The sequence below is a fragment of the Streptomyces griseofuscus genome, assembly GCF_014673495.1.
GTDB classification, from domain to species: domain Bacteria; phylum Actinomycetota; class Actinomycetes; order Streptomycetales; family Streptomycetaceae; genus Streptomyces; species Streptomyces murinus.
In genome coordinates this window covers 5,781,080-5,805,915 of record NZ_CP051006.1, presented here as the reverse complement: position 1 = coordinate 5,805,915, position 24,836 = coordinate 5,781,080, and the positions used below count along the sequence as shown (strand labels likewise).

Below are 24,836 nucleotides of genomic sequence, written 5' to 3'. Positions count from 1 at the left end.
CTCCTCATTCCTCCCCGCTTTTCCCGAGCTTGAGCCAGCGCGCCTGCCCCACCGTGACGATCGCGATGATCAGCGCGAGGATCACGGCGCCCGCGCTGCCGAGCCCCAGGTTCTGCCCCTGGCCGAGGGCGGTGTAGTAGAGGTAGACGAGCGGCGGGCGGGCGTACGGTGGATAACCCCGCGCGTCCGACAGCAGGTTGTAGAACTCGTCGAATGCCTGGAAGGCGTTGATGACGAGCAGCAGCACCACCGCGACGGAGGTGGCGCGCAGTTGGGGCAGGGTGATGTGCCGCAGCACCGTCCAGCCCGGCCGGGCCCCGTCCACGGCGGCGGCCTCGTACAGCACCGGATCGATCCGCTGGAGCCCGGCGAGGAACAGGATCATGTAGAACCCGGCCTGGAGCCACAGCCGTACGGTCACGATGACCAGCCAGTACCAGGGCGGATGGGTGGTGGACAGCCAGGCCACGGGGTCGGTGCCGAACCAGCCGAGAACGGTGTTGGCGAGCCCGAAGCGCACCCCGTTGAAGATCGACATCTTCCAGATCAGCGCGGCCACGACGTAACTGCACGCGGCCGGCAGGAAGAACACCGAGCGGAAGAACGCCTGGGCCCGCCGCACCCGGTTGACCATCAGCGCGAGGGCCAGGGAGAGGGCGAAGGTGACGGGCACGATGAAGGCGGTGAACAGGAGGAAGGTGCGCAGGCTCCCGGTGAACGCGCCGTCCTTCAGCATCGCCGTGTAGTTGTCCAGGCCGACGAAGTCCGTGGGCGTCACGGTGTTGTGCGCGTCGAAGAAGCTCAGCCCGACGCTCCACAGCAGCGGGACGTACGTGAACAGCGCGAGCCCGGCCGCGAAGGGCCCGACGAACACCCAGAACCAGAGAGCCCTGCGGCGCCTCACGAGGTGTGCTTGACCCGGTCGAGTTCCGCGGACACCTTCCGTACGACACCCCGCAGTTCACTCTCCGGGTTCGCGCCGTCCTTGATGATCCGGCTCAGGGCGTCCTGGTAGGCGGTCTGGGAGGCGGGGGTCCACAGCAGCGGCTGGGCGTACCCGTGCTCGGTGGCGAACCGTACGGCGTCGGCGGCCGCGCCGGTCCTCAGCTTGCCGGCCTTCTTCGCGAGCGAGATCCGCGCGGGGATGTGGAAGCCGTACCCGAGCGCGAAATCCTCCTGATAGTCGGTCCGTTCCACCCAGAGCCACTTCACATACTCTCTCGCCGCCTCCTTGTGCCTGCTGCGCGCGCTGACGGCTGCCCCGTACGCCCCGACGGGAACCGTCGGCTTCCCTTGAGTCTCCTCCCCCGGGAACGGCAACACCCCGAAATCGTCCCCGAGTTCCTTCTGCACCTGTGGCAGCGCCCACAGCCCGGACCACTGCATCGCGGTGAGCCCCTGGAGAAAGGCCGACGGGTCGGACCAGTCGGTGGGCGCGCCGAGGAGCAGCGCCTTGCCGGCGTACAGCTCCCTCAGCTTCCCGAGCGCCCGCGCCGCCGCCGGGTCGTCGAACCCGACCTTCCCGTCCTGGGTGACCAGCTGAAGCCCGGCCGCGTACAGGGGCGTCCCGCCGAGCACCCCGGCACCGCCGTCATTGCCGAGGAAGAGTCCCTTGACCTTGCTGTTGCTCAACTTCTTCGCGGCGTCGACGAGTTCATCGAGCGTCCGCGGCGGCTCGACCCCCGCGTCCCGCAACATGCTCTTGCGGTAGTAGAGCATCTGCATGTCAACGGTCTGCGGAATGCCGTAGACCTTCCCCTGATACGTCTTCGGCGCCAGCACCGCCGGATTGAAGTCGCCCTTGACCCCGTCCAGCAACGCGGTCAGATCCTCGACCTGTCCGCCCTGGATCTGGTCGAGCGAGGGCCCGTTGACCTCGAACACATCGGGCCCGGAATCGGTGAGCAGCGCCGCGGCCGTCTGCTGATCGTAATTCCCGGGCCGCCACTGCACGGTGACCCGCGCCTTCGTATAGGCCGCGGCATACCGCTTCACCGCCTGCTCGGTCCCGGCCTCCCCGTACTGGTGATACCACTGCGCAAGCCGCACCCCACCGGAACTCCCGCCCCCACGCCCGGTATTGGACCCACAACCACTCACCACCCCCACTCCGATCCCGGCACCCGCACCCAGCAGCGTCCTACGGCTGATCGTCATGCACTCCCCCTGACGTCGATCCTCCACGCACGGCCCAACGATCAACCATGCGGGGCGATTACGAAAGGGGGGTTGCGGCGGTGTGTCACCGCTCCTTGGACTCCTCGATGGCAGCCCGGACCGTCTCCTGCATCGCGTCGCTAACTGACCGCAGCTTCCGAAGCTGAGAGCGCCTGTCCATATGGCAACCCCCTGCTCTGGTTCAAGCTCGTCCCAGGCTCGACGGCGAGGGTTTGATGCGCACGTAGGGCGCCCAAGATCGCAAGCATGAGCAGCTGGGGGGATCTGGCAGGCCAGACTGTCAGTGCACTCATAGGAACGTTGGCTGGCGGCGCTATCACGGTGCACGTGGCACGCTGGCAAACCGCAAGGACGATCGAGGCCCAGGCCGAACTTGCTGCTTCTCAAGAAGCTGCCACCAGCGCGTCAGCGCGTCGGCAATGGACGCAGCAGCGCTCCGCCGAGGCCGCGCAGCGGCTCCTGGAACGGCTCGCGGAGCTTTATGCATGGCTGCCGTCACTGCCGGACCTCGCCCTGGAAGAACCGCAGTTGAGCCTCCACGCTCGTGAGCATTGCACAGCGGCCCTCAACTCGCTCCGCCAAGGCATGCAAACCGACCTTCTCTCCATAGGCAACGATCGCGTTCGTGCCCGGTACAGAACTCTCGTGCGGCTGGGCTACGACGTCGGGTGGCGAGGCATCAGCCAGAGCAACCGCGGGCGCCAGATCCACGACGTGCGCGGATACCTGCGCTATGTCCAGTTCACTCTGGAGGCCGTGATCGACGGAAGCCCCTTACCTGATGACTGCGAAGCTCCCGCGCTTGACCGGAGCGACAGCGTTCCTTGGCTCCCTCCGACGGTGCCCTGGCACTGGCAAGACCCAGCCGACGGCAGTTGAGGAACGGCTATACGAGGTCGCGCGGGCTTCACGCTTCCGCTGTACGCACGTCCGCCGTACAGCAGCGAAGTACAGCAACCGCATCAACCGGCCATGGCTCGCACAACCTCTCGGGGAACTTCAGATGACCTCTATGACCCCAGTTGACCAATCTCCGTAGAGCTACGGACCAGAAGGTTGCAGGTTCGAATCCGGCCGAGTGCACATCAGACCAGAGGCCCCGGAGAAATCCGGGGCCTCTGGCGTTAGTGGTGGATGCTCGCGTTCGTGCGGCAGTACCCCGGGACGGCAGGTCAGGAAGCGATCAGTCGGCTGGTGAAGCCATCGCGGATGAGGGATTCGTACGCTCCACGCACGTCTGCCGGGACCTCCTGTTCGATGGCGAATCCGCGCTTCGGGTACTCGATCACCCGCTGGAGATCACCGACGAGCATGTCCAGGACGAGCTTCTCGTCTCCGATGGACTTCACGTAGTCGTCGAGTTCCAACGGCTCCGACGCGCAGAGGAACTCGACGTCGGGCCACAGCTTGCGCGCGGTCGCGTACGAGCGCCGTTCCATGTAGGGCTTGGAGACCAGCAGCACGGTGGCCGGGGTGATACCGGCGGCGGCGAGGAGCTCACGGGAGAGGGTGATGTTCTCGCCGGTGTTGCCGGCGGACGGTTCCAGGAGGATCGCCTCGGAGGGGACGCCGAGGCCGATGGCGTGCTCGCGGAAGTGGACGGCTTCGCCGCGTGGGAAGACCTTGGCGGTGGTGGGGCTGTTGCCGCCGGTGAAGACCAGGGTCGGGAACAGCCCGGCGCGGTACAGCTCGGCGGAGCGGGTGGCGACGCCGAGGTCGTGACTGCCCAGGCCGATCGCCACGTCGACGGTCCGCAGCGCGTGGTCCATCTGGTGGTACTCCCAGATCAGCGCGGCCCGGTGCCACTGGTCCTCGGTGATGGCCTGCTGGTTGTCGCCCACGCGTCTCTCCCTGTCACCGTCGCCGGGGGCCAATCCGGCTCTCTCTCGTGGCCTTGATGCCCTCGATGCTGCGCAGTTGGTGCACCAGTCCGTACTGGGCGGCCGTGCGAATGGCTTGATCGAGGACGAGGAGTCCATCATCCCGGGTCGCCGGATCGGACAGCAGGATGTGGCCGTAGGCGGTGTCCAGCCGTACGCGTTGCATCGGCGAGTCGGTGGTCCCACTGCTGCGGGCGATGCCGATGAAGTGCAGGGCTTGGGTGAGGTCGCCTGCACCACGGCGGGCAAGGGCGAGTTTCTGGTGGGCCACCGACCAGTCATCGGGTTCGGTCAGGTCCTCGAAGTCGCGGGTCGCGGCCTGCATGACGCGGGTCGCGTAGCCATGCCGGCCGTTCTTGCTCAGCGCGGTACCGACCCACAGGCGAGCCCTGGCACGGTCCCGGGGGGAGAGCCGGTCGTCGGCGGCGAGGGTTTCGTATTGGCGGGCTGCGATCTCCAACTTGCCGGACATTTCCGCGACCACCGCGAGGGAGAGGTCGAGCTGGGCGACCCGACGCGGGATGCCCAGCTGAGTGAAGACCGCGCGTGCCGCCGCATACGAGTGCTGAGCGGAAAGGGGACCGAGTACACAGCCTTGGTCGCGTTTGAGATCACCGAGCAGTGCGGTCGAGTGGGCGAAAAGATACAGGCCCTTCTCGTCCAGTTCCCGGGCGTCGTACCGGGTCAGCCAGCGGCTGAGGAGGCTGTCGGCGAAGGCGAAGTTCTGCTGGGAGAGCGCGATCACCACGCGGTCCAGGTCCTCGGCCCACGATTCGTACTCCCACGCGCGAGGGCCGGTGCCGATGACGCGACGGGCGGCATTCTGTACGGTGCCGGCCATCCCGGACAAGATCGTCTCGAAGCGCAGATGGGCGGAGGCATCCGCGCGGGCGAGGGCGGTGTCGAGGATGGCCTGCGTGTCGGGTCGTGGCTCGGTTGCCGCGCGCTTGCTCTCCCACTTCGAGACCGTGGCGACGGCAACTCCGAGGTGCTCGGCGAAGGCTCGCACGCTCAACCGCAAGGCGAGACGCAGGGCCCTGGTTTCTAAGCCGGTCCACTGGTGCACGGTGGCCACGCGTCACTCCCTTCCACCGTCATCGAAGCAGACGCGCGTATGCCGCGGGACGAAAGTGGAACGAAAGTAGAACGACGGGTGATTGGCCGGAAGCTCGGTGTCGCCCATGCTCGTGTCCGTCACCACTTGGCGACCCAATGGGTGGTTCCCGCACGGCCCTCTCACTGAACACCGCCTGATCAGCAGACCGGTGATACGGGCCTCCGAAGCCCACCGTGAGGAGCCGGCTTCTCCCGCTGGGCTTCGGCTTCCGGAACGCACAACGCCCTGGCGACCGCGCGAACGGCCCCAGGGCCCGGCCGATCTGAGAAAGCAGACCGACATGCCGCAACCTACAACGCGGGTCCGCCCGACCGGGCACCCCAGCTACAGCGAGACACTGCCGCGTGATCCCGAAAGCGCCGCGACCGCACGCGGCCTCGTACGAGCCGCCATCTCCACCTGGGGGCTCGACGACCTGACCGACGACGCTGTTCTGATCGTCTCCGAACTGGTGGCCAACGCCGTTCGGCACACCCGGCGGCGGTCCATCCGCGTGATGGTGGAACGCATCGCGCCGCGCACGGTACGGGTGGCCGTCGCGGACTTCTCCCGTGCACTGCCCGTGCCGTACGCGCCGAAGGACGACGAGGAGGGCGGACGCGGCCTGGCCCTCGTCGTGGCGCTGGCGGCGAACTGAGGCGCGGACGAGCGGCGCTGGGGGAAGGTCGTGTGGGCAGACCTGGAGGCACACGGGTGACTGGCGGAGAAACCCCCACGCGCAGCCTGGCCCGAGCCCACCTGTCCCAACTGATCGCCATGTTCGGCACGGACGGGTGCCTGCGGCTCCGCACAACCTCTGCTCCCGACCCAGACAGCTCGGCCTCGGCTGCCGCTCCTGACGGCGCTGAGCCGGAGGACGACGAGCAATCCTGAGGCCGTCGTTACAGATCCCCCTACCTCTCAAGCCCCGGCTGCGCTCCGCTCCGCCGGGCGCGCTTCCCGGCTCCGCTGCGGGCAATGCTCCTGCCTCCGGTGGGGACGACACGGGATGGGAGGGGCTCAGTTTCCGCCCGCGGCCCGTCGTGGCGTGCGTGGGGTGCTCCCATCCCGTACGGGATGGGAGCTGGGCCGGGTGGTGGGTTGAGGACCGGGAGTAACTGCACCGCACAGGTCGCACGCCCTGTGCTGGCTAGCATCCTTCAGGTCACAACGAAGCCCACCTGGCCGCACATGCTGGCAGGCCAAGCGGCAGGTGGGCGACTGAACCCGGAGACTCAGACATGAGTTTGCCCCTTACCGTGCGATGCGTGTCAAACACGCGTCACCAACTCGAAGCGATCCTGTCATCGTCGTGATCGTGCTCGTCTCACCCCTGCGGCCGCCGACGAACCAGTCCGTCTATCTGGGCCTTTGATGCGGTCGCTATGACTGGCATCCGCACCGCATAGAGCTACGAATCAGAAGGTCACGCAGCTCATGAGACGGCCCAGTCACTGGCCGGGCCGTCTCAGTTCCCGTCTCATTCATCCCCGTACAGGGCCGTTCAGATCGGGCCGTGAGCGAGGCCCGTCCCGGGGCTCGGTCAGCCATGAGCGCAGGTGAACGACGCTGCATAAGGCTCACCACCCCACCAACACAGGCGGAAAGCGCGCCCCCGAGCAACCTTCTTGGCCACAATGCACCACTACGCGGAGCAGTTCACCCTTCCACAGAGGACATGCGCCCGGCGATCTTGCAGTGGTCCGCACGACGATCGAGACCGGGGTGGGATACGTGGCTCGGACGCAGTCCAGGTGTGGAGCGTTCACGGGAAAGGGCACTCGCTGCCGGCGGCTGGTGGTGGTCGGTGCGTCGCGATGCGACCTACACCGTGGCGAGTGGTCGTCGTACACCATCGAGAAGCGCAAGGAAGCGGAACGCAAGGCGAAGACACGCAAGCGTCGCAAGTGACCCCAGCCAGTGTGAGGTGACATCCATGGCTGACATCAGCGACAGCGGACAGCGACGGCGCGGTCTGACACGGCCACGGCCGCCCCGTGCAGCATGAGTGGACAGGCAGTCAGACCAAACTCCTCAGGCGACACTCTTCGCCTGATCATGTCTCCCTACGCAGCCCTCTTGTCCAAGCGCTGGTCCCCAAGAATGGGCCGTCGAGCAGTAACCAGTACCACCCAGCATCGACGAGGCTCTGTGGTGACGGGACGTGCCGGGGACCGGCCGCGCGGGAGGGCACATCGAGGGCACAACAGCCCCAGCCAAGCTCAACGGCACTCAACGCCGGCCAACGCTGTTTAGCCTGGTCAGCGACGTGACCTGACATCCTCCGCAGATGATGCGCCGAGAGGCGGCACCCCCGCACAGGGTGCCGCCTCTTTCGTGCGCCGGGGCCGTCGTCGATCGGGTGAGGGTCGGGGACCGACGACGGGCCCGGGGTTCGGGGGCCGGTAGGGGTCAGCGGTGGTCGCTGCCCGTGGACTGGGTTGCCGCGCGGCCCGCTTCGAGGCGGGCGACCGGGATGCGGAACGGGGAGCAGGAGACGTAGTCCAGGCCGACCTCGTGGAAGAAGTGGACCGACTCCGGGTCGCCGCCGTGCTCGCCGCAGACGCCGAGCTTGAGGTCGGGGCGGGTGCGGCGGCCGGCCTCCGCGGCCAGCTTCACCAGGGAGCCCACGCCGTCCTTGTCGATCGTCTCGAAGGGGGAGACGCCGAAGATGCCCTTCTCCAGGTAGGCCGTGAAGAAGGATGCCTCCACGTCGTCGCGGCTGAAGCCCCAGACCGTCTGCGTGAGGTCGTTCGTGCCGAAGGAGAAGAACTCCGCCGCCTCCGCGATCTGACCGGCGGTCAGCGCGGCGCGCGGCAGCTCGATCATCGTGCCGATCGCCAGCTTCAGCTCGGTGCCCGTCGCCGCCTGCACCTCCGCGATGACCTTGTCGGCCTCCTCGCGGACGATCTCCAGCTCCTGGACGGTGCCGACGAGCGGAATCATGATCTCGGCGCGCGGGTCGCCCTTCGCGTTCTTGCGCTCCGCGGCCGCCTCGGCGATCGCGCGGACCTGCATCGCGAACAGACCGGGGATGACCAGACCGAGGCGGACGCCGCGCAGGCCCAGCATGGGGTTCTGCTCGTGCAGCCGGTGCACGGCCTGGAGCAGGCGCAGGTCGTTCTCGTGCGGCTCCTGCCGGGACTCGGCGAGGGCCACGCGGACCGAGAGCTCCGTGATGTCGGGCAGGAACTCGTGCAGCGGCGGGTCGAGGAGGCGGATGGTGACGGGCAGGCCGTCCATCGCCTCGAAGAGCTCGACGAAGTCCTTCTTCTGGAGCGGGAGCAGCTCGGTGAGAGCCGCCTCGCGCTCCTCGCCCGTGTCCGCGAGGATCAGCTTCTCGACCATCTCGCGGCGCTCACCGAGGAACATGTGCTCGGTGCGGCACAGGCCGATGCCCTGGGCGCCGAAGCGGCGGGCGCGCAGCGCGTCCTCGGCGTTGTCCGCGTTGGCGCGTACCCGCAGCCGGCGCTTGCGGTCGGCGAAGGCCATCATCCGGTGCACGGCCTCCACCAGCTCGTCCGCGTCGTCCGCGCCCGGGTGCATCCGGCCCTCGAAGTACTCCACGACCGGGGAGGGGACCACCGGGACCTCGCCCAGGTAGACCTTGCCGGTGGAGCCGTCGATGGAGATGACGTCGCCCTCCTCGACCACATGGCCGCCGGGGACCGTCATACGGCGCCGCTTGGTGTCGACCTCCAGCTCCTCCGCGCCGCAGACACAGGTCTTGCCCATGCCGCGCGCGACCACGGCCGCGTGGGAGGTCTTGCCGCCGCGCGAGGTCAGGATGCCCTCGGCCGCGATCATGCCGTCGAGGTCGTCGGGGTTGGTCTCGCGGCGGACCAGGATGACCTTCTCACCCGAGCGCGACCACTTGACGGCCGTGTACGAGTCGAAGACCGCCTTGCCGACCGCCGCGCCCGGGGAGGCCGCGATGCCGCGTCCGACCTGCTCGACCTTCGTCTTCTCGTCGAAGCGCGGGAACATCAGCTGGGCGAGCTGGGCGCCGGTGACGCGCTGGAGCGCCTCGGTCTCGTCGATCAGGCCCTGGTCGACGAGCTGGGTGGCGATACGGAACGCGGCGCCCGCGGTGCGCTTGCCGACCCGGGTCTGGAGCATCCACAGCTGACCGCGCTCGATCGTGAACTCGATGTCGCAGAGGTCCTTGTAGTGGTTCTCCAGCGTCTCCATGATCTGCATCAGCTGGTCGTACGACTTCTTGTCGATCCGCTCCAGCTCCGCCAGCGGGACGGTGTTGCGGATGCCCGCCACCACGTCCTCGCCCTGGGCGTTCTGGAGGTAGTCGCCGTAGACGCCCTGGTGGCCGGAGGCGGGGTCGCGGGTGAAGGCGACGCCGGTGCCGGAGTCGGGGCCGAGGTTGCCGAAGACCATCGAGCAGATGTTGACGGCCGTGCCCAGGTCGTGCGGGATGCGCTCCTGGCGGCGGTAGAGCTTGGCGCGGTCGCCGTTCCAGGACTCGAAGACGGCCTTGATGGCGAGGTCCATCTGCTCCCGCGGGTCCTGCGGGAAGTCCCGGCCGGCCTCCTTCTTGACGATCTTCTTGAAGGCGGTGACCAGCTTCTTGAGGTCGGCGGCCTCCAGGTCGGTGTCGACCTTGACCTTCTTGGCGTCCTTGGCCTTCTCCAGGGCCTCCTCGAAGAGGTCGCCCTCGACGCCGAGGACGGTCTTGCCGAACATCTGGATGAGGCGGCGGTAGGAGTCCCACGCGAAGCGCTCGTCGCCGGCCTGCTTGGCCAGGCCCTGGACCGACTTGTCCGACAGACCGATGTTCAGGACCGTGTCCATCATGCCGGGCATGGAGAACTTGGCGCCCGAGCGCACCGACACCAGCAGCGGGTCGTCCGCCTGGCCGAGCTTCTTGCCCATGCGGGCCTCAAGGGCGTCGAGGTGCGCACTCACCTCGTCACGCAGTGCCGCCGGCTCCTCGCCGTTCTCCAGGTAGCCCTTGCAGGCCTCCGTGGTGATGGTGAAACCGGGAGGAACCGGAAGACCCAGGTTGGTCATCTCGGCGAGGTTCGCGCCCTTGCCACCGAGGAGGTCTTTGAGGTCCTTGTTTCCCTCGGTGAAGTCGTAAACGAACTTCGCTACGTGGGGTGCTTTGTTTTCCGACACGGGACTCGACTCCTTGAGGCCACGGTGGCTGCCCTGACGGCCAGGAACATACCCAGATCGAAGGCACATGGGTACGTCCACTTGCGGGTCATGTGCATGTAACCACCCGTCCGCCAGCGGATCGAAAGTCAAAGCTTGGCAAGGCGACACGCGACCATTCGTTCACTTCTTGAAGGCAAACCCACCGAATGAGTGGGTTTAATGCTCAGATGAGCGTCACACGCCACGCCTGAGTTCGATCGATGAACGATCAAAGGGTGGCACTGGGTGCCACCCTTTGGAGAAGTGCAACCACCTTTCAAACGCTCATATGAGCGCAGCCCTTATCAGGGGTGGCGAGAATCACGCTGTCACAGAGCCCCGGATTTCACCATCCGGACCCCGCTCCGGCGCACTGTCACACCCCCAGCGCCCGCAGCCGCTCCTCCACCCGCTCCGGCGCGTAGAGGTGTTCCACCACCAGCGCCCCTGCTCCGATGAGCGCGGCCCGCTCCCCCAGCCGGGAGGTGACCACGTCCAGGTGGGCCGTGGAGCGCGGCAGCGCCCGCTGGTAGAGCAGCTCCCGTACGCCGGTGAGGAAGGGTGTTCCGGCCAGATCTCCGGCGATCATCAGGACGCCCGGGTTGAGCAGCGTGACGACGGTCGCCAGGACGTCCCCGACCCGGCGCCCGGCCTCCCGGGCCAGCGCCGCCGCCTCCGGGTGCCCCGCCGCCAGCAGGTCCCGTACGTCCGAACCGGAGGCGGCCGGCACCCCGGAGGCCGCAAGGCGCCGGGCCACGGCACCACCGCTCGCGACGGCGGCGAGACAGCCGTACGAACCGCACCGGCACAGCGCGTCCGCGCCCACCCTTATGTGCCCGATGTCGCCCGCGCCGCCGTCGATCCCCCGGTATATGGAGCCGTCGACCACGACGCCCGCGCCTATGCCGGTGGACACCTTGACCAGGACGAAGGCCGCGCAGTCCGGGTGCCCGGCGCGCTGTTCGCCGTACGCCATGAGGTTGGCGTCGTTGTCCACCAGGACCGGCACCGGCGGCGCCCCGGTGTGTTCGGTGAGAGCGCGGGAGAGGCGGCCCGTTATGTCGTAGCCGTCCCAGCCGGGCATCATCGGGGGCTGCACCACCCGGCCGGTCGCGCTGTCCACCGGGCCCGGGACCGCGAGCCCGATGCCGCACACCTCCGCCGGCCGCTGCCCGGCCTTCTCCAGCAACTCGCCGAACCAGCGCCCGAGTTCGGCGAGGACCAGGTCCGGGCCCTCCCCGATCACCAGGGTGCCGGAGTGCTCGGCCAGAATCTCGCCGGTCAGGGAGAGCACGGCGGCGCGCGCGTGCCGGGTGTCGAGGTCGGCGACGAGGACGACCGCGTGGTCGCCGTCGAACTCCAGGGTGATGGAGGGGCGTCCGCCGAGCGGCGAGCCGACCGGGCCGCCGGCTCCCTCGCGCAGCCAGCCGGCCCGGAACAGCCGGTCCAGGCGCTGGCCGACGGTGGCCCGGGACAGCCCGGTCGCCTGCTGGAGCGCGCCCCTGGTCACCGCCCGTCCGCTGCGCACCAGTTCGAGCAGATCCCCGGCGCCTGCCTGACTGCCGCTCCTGGAGTTCATCCCGTTCCTCCCCGGACGTCCGATCATGCGCACCCCCTTGTGTTTCCCAAGCGTGCATTACATAGTGGGTTTTGCGTGTTAAATAGACGTAACTCTACGGCGGCCGATGCCGAACCTCGTCGGCCGTGCGTCCGGACGTCGTCGTCTTGGGGGAGTTCCGAGTGGACCGCACCGCCCAACTCACCGCCCACGCACTGTCGTACGCGCCCCCGGAGGCCCTGCCGGTACGGGCCGCGCGGGTGCTCGACGCCAACTGGACGGGCGCCTCGACGGTCCCCTCCCGGGGCCTGTACCCCCACCAGTGGTCCTGGGACTCGGCGTTCATCGCGATCGGGCTGCGGCATCTGTCGCCGCTGCGCGCCCAGACCGAGCTGGAGACGCTGCTGGCCGCCCAGTGGACGGACGGACGTGTGCCGCACATCGTCTTCAACCCCTCCGTCCCCCTCGACGCCTACTTCCCCGGCCCCGACTTCTGGCGCTCCACCACCGCCGGGCGCGCGGCGGGCGCCCCGCGCACCGTACAGACGTCCGGCATCGTGCAGCCACCGGTGCACGCGCTGGCGGCCTGGCTTGTGCACCGCGCCGACCCCGGACTCTCGCACGCCCGGGGCTTCCTGGCCCGGGTCTATCCGAGGCTGGCGGCCTGGCACCGCTATCTGCTGCGGCGCCGGGACCTGGGCGGCGGCGGTCTGGTGTCCGTCGTACACCCCTGGGAGCAGGGGATGGACAACAGCCCCTGCTGGGACGCGCCGCTCGCGCGGATCGACCCGGCGCCGGCCCGCTCCTTCCGCCGGGCCGACCTGGACCACGGCGCGCCGGAGGACCGGCCGACGGATCTGGACTACGGGCGGTACGTACGGCTGGCCGTCGAGTACCGGGACGCCCGATACGCCGACGGGCAGGGGGAGTTCGCGGTGGAGGACCCGTCCTTCAACGCGCTGCTGATCGCCTCCGAGCACGCCCTCGCCCATATCGCGGCCGAGTTGGGCGCCGGTTCGGCCCCCCGGCACGCGCGGGCCGAGCGGCTGACGGCGGCGCTGGTGGAGCGGCTGTGGAGCGCGGAGTCCGGGATGTTCCTGTGCCGGGACGTGAGCGGCGGCGAACTGATCCCCGAACGCGGGGTGTCCGGCCTGATCCCGCTCCTTCTGCCCATGCTCCCCGGCGAGTTGGTCAGCGCGCTGGTGCGCACCCTGACCGGCCCGCACTTCGGGCTCGGCGGCGCGACCCGGCTCGTACCCAGTTACGACCTGCTCGGTGAGGCGTTCGATCCGCACCGGTACTGGCGGGGCCCGGCCTGGTTCAACACCAGCTGGCTGGTGGAGCGGGGGCTGCGGCTGCACGGCGAGCGGGCGCCGGCCGACGCGCTCGGGGCGGCGCTGCTGGAGCTGGCCGAGGCGTCCGGCTTCGCCGAGTACGTCGATCCGTTCACGGGCGAGGCGTGCGGCGCGACCGGCTTCGGCTGGACCGCGGCGCTCGCGCTCGATCTGCACCAGAGGCTTCTCGACCGGCCCGGCTGACGGGCCACTCCCGCGCACGAAGGGCGTCTCAGGCGGCTAAAGGGCGTCTCAAGCGACCTGCATGAAGAGCTCAAACGCCCGTCGCGAGGCGTGTCCAAGGCGGGCACCGGCACGTTCGATGAGGAGTGACGAGGGAAGGGACCGGGGATGACCGACCGGCATCATCTGCTCGTGCACGGCGCGACGTTCGCCGCCGTGGGCGATCGGGGCGACATCAGCGGGGTCCGGGGCGGCGGCTCCCCGGACGGGTTGTTCGTGCGCGACGCCCGGCATCTCAGCCGCTGGCAGCTCACCGTGGACGGCGCGGTGCCCGAGTTGCTCACACCGGTCGCGGACGGCGGCACCGCGCGCTGTGTCCTCGTACCGCGCGGGGCGCGTCCGGAGCCGCCCGCGCACACGCTCTTCCGTGAACAGGCGGTCGGGGACAGCTCGTTCGTGGAGACGGTCCGGGTGACGAGCAATCGCCCGGTGCCGACGACGATCCGGCTTGCGATCACCGCGGACGCGGACTTCGCCGACCAGTTCGAGCTGCGCCCCGATCACCGTACGTACGTCAAGGCGGGTGCCCTGCGCTCGCGGATCGTGCTGGACGACGGGATCGAGTTCGCCTACCGGCGTGCGGAATGGCGTTCGTGTACGACGATCACGGCCGATCCGGCGCCGGAGGCGGTGGAGGAGACGGGTACGGGCGCCCGTCGGCTGGTGTGGACGCTGGAACTGCCCCCGGGTGGCACCCGGGACCTGGTCCTGCGGGTGATGGCGCGGCCGCACGGCGACCGGCGGGCGCTGCGGGTGCCCCGGGACCCGTCCGCCATGGCAGCCCAACTCACCGCTTCCGAGGCCGAGTTCGTGGAGGGCGTGGCCTTCCCGACCGGCTGGCCGGAGCTGGCGGCGGCCTGTGCGCGGGGGCTCACGGATCTGGCGGCGCTCCAGATCCCGGCGACGGGCCCGGACGGCGAGGAGCTGCGGGTGCCGGCCGGTGGGGCGCCCTGGTATCTGACGCTGCTCGCCCGGGACGCGCTGCTCACCTCCCTGTTCGCGCTTCCCTACCGGCCCCGCCCGGCGGCCGCGACGCTCTTCGCGCTGGCCGCGACCCAGGCGGGCGGGCCCGGGGGCGCGCGGGGCGCGGAGCCGGGGAAGATCGTGCACGAGGTGCGGCACGGGGAGCTGGCGCACTTCGGGCAGGTGCCGTACGCGCGGTACTACGGCTCGGTCGACGCGACCCCGCTCTTCCTCGTGCTGCTCGGCGCGTACACCGAGCAGACCGGTGACCTCGCGCCGGCCCGCCGCCTTGAGGCGCACGCGCGGGCCGCGGTCGGCTGGATGCTGGACCACGGCGGACTGACCTCGCGCGGCTATCTCGTCTACCGCGCCGACGAGGGCGGTCTGGCCAACCAGAACTGGAAGGACTCGCCCGGCGCGATCTGCCGCGCCGACGGAACGCGGCCGAGCGGGCCGGTGATGGCGGCGGGCGCGCAGGGCTATGCGTACGACGCGTTACGGCGGACGGCGTGGGTGGCGCGGGCGGTGTGGGCCGACGAGACGTACGCGGCGCTGCTGGAGCAGGCGGCGGCCGATCTGCGCGACCGCTTCCAGCGGGACTTCTGGATGCGGGAGGCGTCCTTCCCGGCGCTGGCCCTGGACGGCGAGGGCCGCGGGATCGACGCGCTGGCCTCGGACGCGGGGCATCTGCTGTGGACCGGTCTGCTGGACAAGGAGTACGGGGAGGTGGTGGGGCGGCGGCTGCTGGAGCCCGACTTCTTCTCCGGCTGGGGCGTACGCACCCTGGCCGCCGGCCAGCCCGCCTACCATCCCCTCTCCCCGCACCGGGGTTCCGTCTGGCCCCACGACAACGCGCTGATCGCCCTGGGCCTGGCCCGCTACGGCCTGCACGACGAGGCCCGCGCGGTGGCGCACGCGCTGATCGACGCGGCGTCCTTCTCCCCCGCCCACCGCCTCCCCGAGGTCCTGGCCGGCTACCCCCGCACCACCCACCCCGAACCGGTCCCCTACCCCCACGCCTGCACCCGCGAATCCCGCTCCGCAGCGGCCCCACTGGCGCTGCTGACGGCGGTGGGGGGAGCGTGAGGTAGGGCCGCTTCCCGGCCGATGGCCCGCCCTCCAGCCGATGGTCTGGTGGGTGGGCGCGAGCCGGAGCCCCTGGCAGGGAGGGGGTTCGCCCGGTGAGGTGGGTGGCCGGGGACGGCTCAGCCGCCCGACGTGTCCAGTTCCGCGTCTTCCGTCACGCCCGCGCAGTCGTACGGGTCCTTCAGCCAGCCGTCCGGGAGGACGACGCGGTTGTTGCCGGAGGTGCGGCCGCGGGGGCCGTCGGCGCCGGTGGGCCAGGGCTGGGAGAGGTCGAGTTCGTCCAGCCCCGCGCGCAGTTCGTCGAGGGAGGAGGTGATCGCGAGGCGCTTGCGCATCTCGGAGCCGACCGCGAAGCCCTTCAGGTACCAGGCGACATGCTTGCGGAAGTCGATCACGCCCTTGGACTCGTCGCCGAGCCACTCGCCGAGGAGCCGGGCATGCCGGACCATCACGTCGGCGACCTCCCGCAGCGCGGGCCGGTGGAAGTCGGAGCGGCCCTCGAACGCCGCGACCAGGTCGGCGAAGAGCCAGGGGCGGCCCAGGCAGCCGCGGCCCACGACCACACCGTCGCACCCGGTCTCCCGGACCATCCGCAGCGCGTCCTGCGCCGACCAGATGTCCCCGTTGCCGAGCACCGGGATCTCCGGCACATGCTCCTTCAGCCGCGCGATCGCGGACCAGTCGGCGGTGCCGCCGTAGTGCTGGGCCGCCGTACGGCCGTGCAGCGCGATCGCCGTCACGCCCTCCTCGACGGCGATCCGCCCGGCGTCGAGGTAGGTGATGTGGTCGTCGTCGATGCCCTTGCGCATCTTCATCGTCACCGGCAGATCGCCCGCCCCGGACACCGCCTCGCGCAGGATCGCCCGCAGCAGGTTCCGCTTGTACGGCAGCGCCGAGCCGCCGCCCTTGCGGGTCACCTTGGGGACCGGGCAGCCGAAGTTCAGGTCGATGTGATCGGCCAGGCCCTCCTCCGCGATCATGCGGACGGCCTTCCCGACGGTCGCGGGGTCGACGCCGTACAGCTGGATCGACCGCGGCGTCTCGCTCGCGTCGAACCTGATCAGCTGCATGGTCTTCGCATTGCGCTCGACCAGCGCCCGGGTCGTGATCATCTCACTGACGTACAGCCCCTTGCCCCCGCTGAACTCGCGGCACAGCGTGCGGAAGGGCGCGTTCGTGATCCCCGCCATGGGTGCGAGCACGACGGGCGGGGTCACGGTGTGCGGGCCGATGGAGAGCGGGTGGGTCATCAGACGGCTCCGGGACGGATGTGCAACGGAAGGACAGCGAAGAGAGATAAGAGAGCTGGGACAGCGCCGGGCAAGGAACCATTGTCCCTCACCGGCCGAGGTGCCCGGATCCCGTGTAATAGTCATTAGTTAGACGCACTATCGAAATCGGCGTACGATGGCGCGCATGCCAGAGTTGAGTCCCCGCAGGCGCATGCTCGTGCTCGCGATCTGCTGCATGAGCCTGCTGATCGTGAGCCTCGACAACACCGTGCTGAACGTGGCGCTGCCCTCGATGCAGCGCGATCTGCACGCCACCACCTCCGGTCTGCAATGGACCATCGACGCCTACACCCTGGTCCTGGCCTCGCTGCTGATGCTCGCCGGGTCCACCGCCGACCGGATCGGCCGCAAGCGCGTCTTCATGGCCGGCCTCGTGGTGTTCACCATCGGTTCGGTGCTGTGCTCGCTCGCCCCCAGCCTGTCCCTGCTCGTCGTCTTCCGCATGGTCCAGGCGATCGGCGGCTCGATGCTCAACCCGGTCGCCATGTCGATCATCACCAACACCTTCACCGACGCCCGTGAGCGCGCCCGCGCCATCGGCGTCTGGGGCGCGGTGGTCGGCATATCCATGGCGCTCGGCCCGCTGGTCGGCGGCCTGCTGGTGCAGTCCGTGAGCTGGCGCGCGATCTTCTGGATCAACCTGCCGATCGGCCTCGCGGCCCTGCTGCTGACCCTGCGCTTCGTCCCGGAGTCCCGCGCCCCCAAGGGCCGCCGCCCGGACCCGGTGGGCCAGGTGCTGGTGATCGCCCTGTTCGGCGCGCTGACGTACGGCATCATCCAGGCGCCCGACTCCGGCCTCGCCTCGGTCGCGCCGTACTTCGTGATCGCCGTCGCCGCCCTGGCCGCCCTGCTCTGGTACGAGCCCCGGCGTGACGAACCCCTCATCGATCTGCGCTTCTTCCGCTCCGCGCCGTTCAGCGGGGCGACCGTGATCGCGATCAGCGCGTTCGCCGCGCTCGGCGGCTTCCTGTTCATGTCGACGCTGTACCTCCAGAACGTACGCGGGCTCGACGCCCTGCACGCGGGCCTGTGGATGCTCCCCATGGCCGCGCCGACCTTCCTGTGCGCCCCGCTGTCCGGCCGGCTGGTCGGCACCCGCGGCCCCCGGCTGCCGCTCCTGATCGCCGGTACGGCCATGACCGCCAGCGGCCTCATGTTCGCGCTGTTCGAGGCCGAGACCTCGAACAGCACCCTGTTCATCGGGTACGTCCTGTTCGGCATCGGCTTCGGCTTCGTCAACGCGCCGATCACCAACACGGCGGTCTCCGGCATGCCCCGCGCCCAGGCCGGGGTCGCCGCCGCCGTGGCCTCCACCAGCCGGCAGCTGGGCCAGACCCTGGGCGTCGCGGTGATCGGCGCGGTCCTCGCCGCGGGCATCGGCTCGTCGTCGTACCGCAGCACCTTCGTGGACGCCGCCCGGCCCGGCTGGTGGATCCTCACCGTCTGCGGTCTCGCGGTGCTCGCCCTGGGCCTGCTCACCAGCGGCCGCTGGGCCCGCCGTACGGCCGAGCACGCGGCGGAGCGGCTGGAGACCGCGGAGATCCGCCAGGCGGTGGGCGCTCCCGGCCGCGTCTGACGGCGCGCGGATCGAGAAGGAGCCGGCCCGGGTACGACACCCGGGCCGGCTCCTTCTCGTGCGGTGCTCCGCTCAGCGGCGCGTGGCCTTCGCCAGCGACTTCACGAAGCTCGGCGCGTCCAGGGTGCCGACGCCGGTGGCCATGTCGTAGCCGTCGACGGCCTTGTAGCCGGTGACGCCGCCGTAGGTGTTGTCCGTGCCGTCGTTGACGTCCACGATGCCGGTGCCCTTGTGCTTGGCGAGGCTGTAGAGCGCGGCGTTGACATTGCCCAGACGGTGCCCGGCGACCTGGTCGGCGAGCGCGACGATGCCCGAGAAGAGCGGGCTGGACTCGCTGGTGCCGCCGTAGACGTCCCAGCCGACGGCCGTCGGGTCGTAGCTGGAGTAGACCCAGGCACCGCCGTTGACGGCGGCGGACATCGAGATGTCCGGGGTGCCGCGGTGGTTGCCGACGATCTTCTTCACGCCGTTCTGGAAGGCGGGCCGGGAGAACACGTGGGAGACACCGCCGCCGCCCGCGCCGTAGTCGTTGTACACGCTGTCGGGCTTGATCCGGTTGCCCTGGTCGTCCAGGTGCAGCTGGGTGCCGCCGACGGAGGTGACCAACGGGTCGGCGGAGGGCCAGGAGTTGACCTGCTTGGTGTAGTCGCCCGAGTCGTCCAGCGTGCCGTTGGTGGGGCCGTCGTCGCCGGAGGAGGCGAGGACGGTCACCTGCTTGCGGGCCGCGTCCTTGAACGCGTACCGCAGCTTCTGGATGCTGGAGGAGTCGCCCTGGTCGACGCCCGGGAAGGTGTTCTCGGTCGCGTCGAAGCTCTGCGTGATGACATCGCCGATCCCGTGGTCGATCAGGGACTTCTCGGCGCTCATCATCTCCGGCAGACCGGTGACGCCCTCGGTCTCCGCGACACCCGTCTCGACCAGCACGATCCTGGCGCCGGGCGCGGCGGCGTGGGCCATCTCGACATCCAGGGTGGTCTCGCCCGCCCAGCCCGTCATGTCGCCGTTCTTCGGGTCGAAGGGGGGCACCTTGCCCCACTTGACGACCGAGACCTTGGTGCTCGCCATGCCGAACTGCTTGCTGTACACGTCGAGGTCGTGCTGGATCGTCGGAGAGCCGAACGAGTCCACGATGACGATCGTGCGCCCCTTGCCCGTGATGCCCTTGCGGTACAGCGAGTTGAGGTTGTACGCGGTGCGGTACTGGAGCGGGGTGTAGCAGTTGATGTGCCACTTGGCCTGGCACTGGGCGATGGAGATCGGGCTGTCCACGTCATGGGCGAGGGCGTGCCCGGCGATGGCCGGAGCCGCGAAGGTGTGCGGCACGACCGCGGGGGTCGCGGTGGCGACACTCGCGGGGGCGGCGGTCGCCAGCGCGGCGGCGACGAGAGCGGCAGCCCCGGTGGTGGCGGCCGCGATGCCTCGCCCGGTACGGGATATGTGCATGAAATCCCCTGAGAGGTCTGGTGTCGACCGAAGTGGTCTCGCGCATCCCATCGAGCAAGTCATGCACAGGACAACCCTATTGAACTGTAGATTTCGAACCTTTTACCGAAACCGCACCCGTAAGCGGCGGATTGAATCAGCTTCCCTGCGCCAGTCGGTGGAGCCGCTCCAGACGCTCGCGCGTCTCCTCGTTCTTCGGGGTGTACGTCACCATCCGGCCGCCCAGTTCGGGGGCCAGCCACAGATCGGTGTGCTCCAACGTCAGCAGCCCCACATGGGGGTTGACGAACTCCTTGGTCTTGGAGCGGTGCCCGACCACCTCGTAGCGCTCCCAGTTCTCCCGGAACTCCGGTGATTCCTCAAGGCGTTTGAGCAGCATCTTCCAGGCGGGCTCGCCGAGATGACCGGCGAGGGCCGCGCGCAGCCGGGCCGCCATCAGCCGCTGGCTCTCCTCCAGGTGCACGATCGCGGCCCGCCAGTGGGGGTCGGTGTAGGCGAGCAGGATGCAGTTGCGGTCCTCGGGCGGGATCTCGTCCAGGTCGGCGCCCATGAGGAGGGCGTAGGTGCGGTTGTAGGCGACGATGTCGTACCGGCTGTTCTGCACGGAGGCGGGGATCGGTCCGAGCCGGTCCAGCATCTCCCGCAGCGCGGGCGTCACGCTCGGGCAACGGGCCCCCGGCGCCGGGTCGTTGGCACCGGCCAGCTGGAACAGATGGGCGCGTTCGCTGGCGTCGAGCCGCAGGGTGCGCGCGAGGGCGTCCAGGACCTGTACGGAGACCTGGATGGCACGCGCCTGTTCAAGCCACGTGTACCAGGTGACGCCGACGGCGGACAGATGCGCCACCTCCTCGCGGCGCAGTCCCGGCGTACGACGGCGGGGACCGCGCGGCAGGCCGACCTGCTCGGGGGCGATGCGCTCGCGCCGGCTGCGCAGGAAGGCGGCCAGTTCGTGCCGCCGGATCTCCGCGCCGCCCGCGGCGCTCGCCTGATCCGTCGCGGTGCTCGTCATGGTGGCCATGCCCTCCAGGGTGCCGCGTCGGTCAGCCTGTTTCCAGGTACTCCTGGTACCAGGATGAGGACACTCTGGTACCCGTCTGGGCCGCGGCGCAGGCTCGGTGTCATGAGTGAGACCGTCACCGTCCCCACCGTCCGCCGGGCGGCCGCCGCAGCGCCCGTGCTCGGCGGCCCCGGGCTGTTCACCGTTCTGCTGGCCGCGGCGCTGCCGCTGGTCGACTTCTTCATCGTCAATGTCGCCCTGCCGACCATGGGCACCGATCTGCACGCGGGCGAGGCCGTGCTGGAGCTGGTGGTCGCGGGGTACGGCGTCGCCTACGCCGTGCTGCTCGTGCTCGGCGGACGGCTCGGGGACCTGTTCGGGCGCCGCCGGCTGTTCCTCGGCGGTATGGCGGCCTTCGGGCTGACCTCACTGGCCTGCGGGCTCGCGCCGGACGCGTGGAGCCTGGTGGCCGCGCGGGTGGCGCAGGGCGCCGCGGCCGCCGCGATGCTGCCGCAGGTGCTCGCCACCATCCAGTCCGCCACCGAGGGCGCGCGCCGCGCCAAGGCGATGAGCCTGTACGGCGCCACGGCCGGTCTGTCCATGGTGGCCGGGCAGGTGCTCGGCGGGGTCCTGGTCGCCGCCGACATCGCCGGCAGCGGCTGGCGGGCGGTGTTCCTCGTCAATGTGCCGGTGGTCGCGCTGGGCCTGGTGCTGGCCGTACGACTCGTACCCGAGACCCGCTCGCAGCACCCGGAGCCCGTCGACGGCCCCGGCACCGCGCTGCTCGCGGTGTCCCTGCTGACGCTGCTCGCGCCGCTCACCGAGGGCCGGGCGGCGGGCTGGCCGCTGTGGACCTGGCTGTCGCTGGCCGCGTTCCCGTTCGCGGCGGCCGGGTTCTGGCTGGTGGAGCGGCGGGAGGACCGGGCGGGGCGCACTCCCCTGGTGCCGCCGAGCCTGCTGCGGCTCGCCTCGCTGCGGCGCGGGCTGGTGCTGATCGTGCCGTTCTCGGTCGGCTTCAGCGGGTTCATGTTCGTGATCGCGCTGGCGCTCCAGCAGGGGGCCCGTCTGGGCCCGGTGTCGGCGGGGCTCGCGCTCGCGCCGATGGCCGTGGTGTTCCTGTTCGTGTCGCTCGCCGGCCCGCGGCTGATGGGGCGGTTCGGCACCCGGGTGATACCGGCCGGGTCCCTCGTACAGGGCGTCGGTGTGCTGCTGATCGCGGCGGCCGTCTGGCGGGACTGGCCGCAGGTGAGTGTCGCCGCGCTGCTGCCGGGGGTGGCGGTGGCCGGTGCCGGGCAGGCGCTCCAACTCCCCAATGTGATGCGGCTGGTGCTGTCCGAGGTACCGGCGGCGCGTGCCGGTGTGGGCGGTGGGGTGCTGGTCACCACGCAGCAGTCCGGGCTGGCGCTCGGGGTGGCGACGCTGGGGACGCTGTTCCTCACCCTGGTGCCGCACGTGGGGATGCGGGAGGCGCTGGTCATCACGCTGCTCGCGCAGCTGGGCGGGATCGTGCTGACGGGGGCGCTGGGGCTCCGGCTGCCGAAGAAGGTGGGCTGAGGGTTCGTGGTCGGGTGCGGGTGGGTCGTGGTGGAGTGCGGGCGGCGCGTGGCCGGGTGCGCGAAGCGGGTCTCTGAACCCGCTTCATATCGACGCTGACCTGCACGTTCATAGATCCCGAGCTCCGGTTACACAGCGCTTCGAGTGGCCGACGGAGCGAAGTCGGGTCAGCCTGGGTTACGTCCGATCGAGCGAACGATCGAGCGACAGGAGAGAACCATGACTTCCGCACTCCGCCACCACCGCTACGGCCGTGCTCTGGGCGCCGGTGTACTGTCCGTGGCGCTGCTCTCCGGCGGTACGGCCGGAGCCTTCGCCGCGACCAGCACCCCCAGCCCGAAGGTGACCACGACCAAGAGGCCGATGCCCACCCGCACGGCGACGATGAAGCCGAAACCGATGCCGACGCGCTCGGCGACCAAGAAGGCGATGCCGAAGACTGCGGCGGCGACCACCGCTGCGGGCTCGATCACCGTCGCGGCCTCCCACAAGACCGTCAAGCACGGCGAGGCCGTGGCCTTCGCCGGCCGTGTCAAGGGTGTGAAGGCCGGCACGGTGCTGGTCCTCCAGCACCGGATGAACGGCAAGTGGACCACACTGCGGACCACGACCGCCGTCAACCGGAACGGCACCTTCACCATCCGCCGCGCCTTCACCGCCAAGGGCAACGAGACGGTGCGCGTGGTGACGAAGGACGGCAAGGTCATGTCCTCGCCGGTCAGCGTGAAGGTCAGCTGACGCCGGCAGGCGACGTCAGCGAAGACCCCGCACCAACAGGTCCACGACGGCCGTGAACTCCTCGCCGACGCCGGGCCGGGTCCACTCCCTGGCATAACAGGGATCGTGGAACCGGCCGGTGGCCTGGAAGACGGCTCGGGCCGCGGCGGCCGGGTCGGGCACCGAGAAGGTGCCCGACCCGGCCCCTTGCGTGATGATCCCGGTCAGCTGCGCGGTCAGCTCGGCTATGTGCTCGCCGACGACCCCGCCGTTCTCGTCCGTCAGCACGGTGTACGTGGCGAACAGCTCCGGGTCGTCGCCCGCCTTGTGCCGCTTGGCCTCGAACAGCGCGGCGAGCCAGTCCCGCAGCCGGGCCTCGGGGTCCCGCTCGCTCGCGGCGGCGATCACGGCGAGCTTCTGCGAGGTCCGGTCCAGCCAGCGCTTGGTGACCGCCTCGCGCAGCGCGGCCTTGGTACGGAAGTGCCGGTAGACACTGCCGTGGCTGACGCCGAGCGCGCGGGCCACGTCCACCACGGTGGCCTTGGCCGGGCCGTGCCGGCGCAGCACTTCCTCGGTCGCCGCCAGAATGCGCTCGGCGGTCAGGATCTCGCTGGTCGATGCCATGCCTAGACCGTACCCGGCATCGGGATCAGCGCTCGCTGTCGAGGTGTGCCATCTGCGCGCTCGGGTAGCGGTCGCCGGCCGCGGCGTCCGCCGGCACGGCCTTCTCGATCGCCGCCAGGTCGGCCGCGTCCAGCGTCACATCAAGGGCACCCAGCGACTCGGTCAGCCGCTCCCGGGTGCGGGCGCCGATCAGCGGCACGATGTCCTCGCCGCGGGAGAGCACCCAGGCGATGGCGGTCTGCGCCACGGTGGCGCCCTTGCGCTCGGCGATCTCGCGCAGCGCGTCGACCAGGTTCAGGTTGTGCTGGAGGTTGTCGCCTTGGAAGCGGGGCGAGTGGGCCCGGAAGTCGCCCGCGGCGAGCTGCCGGTCCCGGGTGAAGTGGCCGGAGATCAGGCCCCGGGAGAGCACGCCGTACGCGGTGATGCCGATGCCCAGCTCACGGGTGGTGGGCAGGATGTCCCGCTCGATGCCCCGGGAGATCAGCGAGTACTCGATCTGGAGGTCGGAGACCGGCGCGGTGGCGGCGGCCCGGCGGATCGTCTCGGCGCCGACCTCGCTGAGGCCGACATGGCGGACGTACCCCTTCTCGATCAGTTCGGCGATGGCGCCGACGGTCTCCTCGATCGGGACGTCCGGGTCGAGGCGGGCGATCCGGTAGACGTCGATGTGGTCGACGCCCAGGCGCTGGAGGGAGTAGGCGGCGAAGTTCTTCACGGCGGCGGGCCGGCCGTCGTAGCCGCTCCAGTTGCCCTCCGGGTCGCGCAGGGCGCCGAACTTCACGCTGACCAGGGCCTGTTCGCGCAGCGCGGCGGGCGCGGTGCGCAGGGCCTCGCCGAGCAGCATCTCGTTGTGCCCCATGGCGTAGAAGTCGCCGGTGTCCAGCAGGGTCACGCCCGCCTCCAGGGCGGCGTGGACGGTCGCGATGGACTCGGCGCGGTCGGCGTCGCCGTACAGCGCGGACATGCCCATGCAGCCGAGGCCGAGGGCGGAGACCTGGGGGCCGGTGGTGCCGAGGTTTCGGGTGTGCGGGGTCTTCGTCATGGATCCAGCATGGCATGACAGATGACAGATTTCAATATCTGTCATCTGTCACGCACCCTCCCCTTTCACGCCCCCCGTCGCCCTCCTCTTTGGTCCAGA

General features: G+C 70.1%; 18 protein-coding genes. 7 read left to right on the top strand and 11 right to left on the bottom strand.

All coding sequences use genetic code 11. From position 1 onward, the window contains the following. Window positions 1-4: 4 nt before the first annotated feature. Window positions 5-904 carry a carbohydrate ABC transporter permease gene (locus tag HEP81_RS26320; protein ID WP_037655188.1) on the bottom strand — a complete coding sequence of 300 codons (900 nt, stop codon included), beginning with the start codon at window positions 902-904 and terminating at the stop codon, window positions 5-7. Next, on the bottom strand, window positions 901-2,157 hold the full coding sequence (locus HEP81_RS26315) for an ABC transporter substrate-binding protein (RefSeq protein WP_190276037.1): 1,257 nt from the start codon (window positions 2,155-2,157) through the stop codon (window positions 901-903). Before HEP81_RS26315 ends, HEP81_RS26320 begins: the two co-directional genes overlap by 4 nt. A 267-nt stretch (window positions 2,158-2,424) precedes the next feature. On the opposite strand from HEP81_RS26315, the gene HEP81_RS26310 reads away from it, so the two are divergent. Beyond that, on the top strand, window positions 2,425-3,057 hold the full coding sequence (locus HEP81_RS26310; RefSeq protein ID WP_157854423.1) for a hypothetical protein: 633 nt from the start codon (window positions 2,425-2,427) through the stop codon (window positions 3,055-3,057). 293 nt (window positions 3,058-3,350) lie between these two features. Here HEP81_RS26310 and HEP81_RS26305 read toward each other — a convergent pair whose 3' ends face one another. Further along, window positions 3,351-4,019 (bottom strand): YdcF family protein, encoded by a 669-nt coding sequence (locus HEP81_RS26305; RefSeq protein WP_037655181.1) that lies wholly within the window; start codon window positions 4,017-4,019, stop codon window positions 3,351-3,353. A gap of 13 nt (window positions 4,020-4,032) precedes the next feature. Beyond that, window positions 4,033-5,133 carry a helix-turn-helix domain-containing protein gene (locus HEP81_RS26300; protein WP_037655179.1) on the bottom strand — a complete coding sequence of 367 codons (1,101 nt, stop codon included), beginning with the start codon at window positions 5,131-5,133 and terminating at the stop codon, window positions 4,033-4,035. Between the two features lie 322 nt (window positions 5,134-5,455). Here HEP81_RS26300 and HEP81_RS26295 point away from each other — a divergent pair, with 322 nt between their 5' ends. Further along, window positions 5,456-5,812 carry an ATP-binding protein gene (locus HEP81_RS26295; RefSeq protein WP_051850137.1) on the top strand — a complete coding sequence of 119 codons (357 nt, stop codon included), beginning with the start codon at window positions 5,456-5,458 and terminating at the stop codon, window positions 5,810-5,812. A gap of 1,754 nt (window positions 5,813-7,566) precedes the next feature. Here HEP81_RS26295 and ppdK read toward each other — a convergent pair. Together ppdK and HEP81_RS26285 are read right to left on the bottom strand one after the other, a co-directional pair. Beyond that, on the bottom strand, window positions 7,567-10,287 hold the full coding sequence (gene ppdK, locus HEP81_RS26290; RefSeq protein WP_037655177.1) for a pyruvate, phosphate dikinase: 2,721 nt from the start codon (window positions 10,285-10,287) through the stop codon (window positions 7,567-7,569). Between the two features lie 397 nt (window positions 10,288-10,684). Next, a complete protein-coding gene (locus tag HEP81_RS26285) occupies window positions 10,685-11,914 on the bottom strand; it encodes an ROK family transcriptional regulator (RefSeq protein WP_182787601.1) in 1,230 nt (409 codons plus the stop codon). Window positions 11,915-12,048: 134 nt separating this feature from the next. Between HEP81_RS26285 and HEP81_RS26280 the strand changes: the two genes are divergently transcribed. Together HEP81_RS26280 and HEP81_RS26275 are read left to right on the top strand one after the other, a co-directional pair. Then, window positions 12,049-13,404, top strand: coding sequence for an MGH1-like glycoside hydrolase domain-containing protein (locus HEP81_RS26280; RefSeq protein WP_037655172.1), 1,356 nt, complete (start codon window positions 12,049-12,051; stop codon window positions 13,402-13,404). Between the two features lie 147 nt (window positions 13,405-13,551). Beyond that, a complete protein-coding gene (locus tag HEP81_RS26275; RefSeq protein WP_037655170.1) occupies window positions 13,552-15,492 on the top strand; it encodes an amylo-alpha-1,6-glucosidase in 1,941 nt (646 codons plus the stop codon). Window positions 15,493-15,611: 119 nt separating this feature from the next. Here HEP81_RS26275 and dusB read toward each other — a convergent pair whose 3' ends face one another. Further along, entirely contained in the window at window positions 15,612-16,742 is a 1,131-nt protein-coding gene (dusB, locus tag HEP81_RS26270) for a tRNA dihydrouridine synthase DusB (RefSeq protein ID WP_037655168.1), read from the bottom strand. A gap of 166 nt (window positions 16,743-16,908) precedes the next feature. Here dusB and HEP81_RS26265 point away from each other — a divergent pair, with 166 nt between their 5' ends. After that, entirely contained in the window at window positions 16,909-18,360 is a 1,452-nt protein-coding gene (locus HEP81_RS26265; protein ID WP_037655275.1) for an MFS transporter, read from the top strand. Window positions 18,361-18,432: 72 nt separating this feature from the next. Here the strand turns inward: HEP81_RS26265 and HEP81_RS26260 are convergent, their stop codons facing one another. Continuing rightward, window positions 18,433-19,803: a S53 family peptidase gene (locus HEP81_RS26260; RefSeq protein WP_037655167.1), complete on the bottom strand. Its 1,371-nt coding sequence runs from the start codon at window positions 19,801-19,803 to the stop codon at window positions 18,433-18,435. Between the two features lie 136 nt (window positions 19,804-19,939). Continuing rightward, complete coding sequence (locus HEP81_RS26255) at window positions 19,940-20,821, bottom strand: helix-turn-helix transcriptional regulator (RefSeq protein ID WP_233359950.1); 882 nt, start codon at window positions 20,819-20,821, stop codon at window positions 19,940-19,942. 102 nt (window positions 20,822-20,923) lie between these two features. Here HEP81_RS26255 and HEP81_RS26250 point away from each other — a divergent pair, with 102 nt between their 5' ends. Next, window positions 20,924-22,354, top strand: coding sequence for an MFS transporter (locus HEP81_RS26250; RefSeq protein ID WP_037655164.1), 1,431 nt, complete (start codon window positions 20,924-20,926; stop codon window positions 22,352-22,354). Between the two features lie 219 nt (window positions 22,355-22,573). Further along, on the top strand, window positions 22,574-23,092 hold the full coding sequence (locus tag HEP81_RS26245; protein WP_037655162.1) for a hypothetical protein: 519 nt from the start codon (window positions 22,574-22,576) through the stop codon (window positions 23,090-23,092). Between the two features lie 15 nt (window positions 23,093-23,107). On the opposite strand, the gene HEP81_RS26240 is transcribed toward HEP81_RS26245, so the two are convergent. Both HEP81_RS26240 and HEP81_RS26235 read right to left on the bottom strand, forming a co-directional pair. Next, window positions 23,108-23,695, bottom strand: coding sequence for a TetR/AcrR family transcriptional regulator (locus HEP81_RS26240; RefSeq protein WP_037655160.1), 588 nt, complete (start codon window positions 23,693-23,695; stop codon window positions 23,108-23,110). 25 nt (window positions 23,696-23,720) lie between these two features. Next, window positions 23,721-24,737 (bottom strand): aldo/keto reductase, encoded by a 1,017-nt coding sequence (locus tag HEP81_RS26235; RefSeq protein ID WP_037655158.1) that lies wholly within the window; start codon window positions 24,735-24,737, stop codon window positions 23,721-23,723. Window positions 24,738-24,836 lie beyond the last annotated feature (99 nt).